Here is a 772-nt window from a genome sequence, read left to right on the forward strand (position 1 = left end):
CTGCCGACGGATGCTCCGCGCCCGGCGTTGCGCAGCTTCGAGGGGGATCGGGTGGAGTTCGAGCTGGACAGCGTGCTGGCGGAAGCTATCAGAGAACTGTCGCGGGAAAATGGCGCGACCGTGTACATGGTGCTGCTGGCCGCATACAGCGCTCTGCTAGGGCGGTTAAGTGGTCAAGAAGAAGTGATCGTCGGTACGTCGATCGCTGGACGTTCCCATGCGGATCTGCAAGGAATGATGGGCATGTTTGTGAACACGCTGGCGCTGCGCATGAACCCGTCCGGAGAAAAGCCGTTCTCGGCTTACTTGCAGGAAGTGAAGCAGACGGCGCTAGGTGCCTTGGAGCATGGAGACTACCCATTCGAGGAACTGGTGGAGCAGGTTATAAAGCAGCGGGATATGAGCCGCAATCCGTTGTTCGATGCCATGCTGGTGCTGCAAAACACCGAGCAGGCCGATTTGGAGCTGGCGGGGCTGCAATGGACGCCGTATCCGATCGAGAGCGGAGCAGCGAAATTCGACTTGACGCTGTCGGTCAGCGAACACGAGCAGGGGATGCGATGCACCCTGGAATATGCGTCCAAACTATTCGAACGGACGACGATCGAGCGCTGGGTGGGTCACTTCACCGAGCTGCTGCGTCAAACGATCCGTCATCCGCAAGCGAAGCTGGGAAGCATCGAGGTGTTGACGGCTGACGAGCGGGGAGAGCTGCTGGTGACATTCAACGATACGGCGGTGGAACTGCAGGCGGGAGCAACGGTGCATGCGC

The 772-nt window shown here is 59.7% G+C and carries 1 protein-coding gene; it reads left to right on the forward strand.

The features are described 5' to 3' along the window. Nucleotides 1-51: 51 nt before the first annotated feature. Nucleotides 52-772, forward strand: a 721-nt coding sequence (locus AZ66_RS29385) for a condensation domain-containing protein (RefSeq protein ID WP_231587110.1), incomplete at its 3' end; no start/stop codon positions are given.

Source organism: Paenibacillus sp. E194 (assembly GCF_000935845.1).
GTDB classification, from domain to species: domain Bacteria; phylum Bacillota; class Bacilli; order Paenibacillales; family Paenibacillaceae; genus Paenibacillus_B; species Paenibacillus_B alvei_B.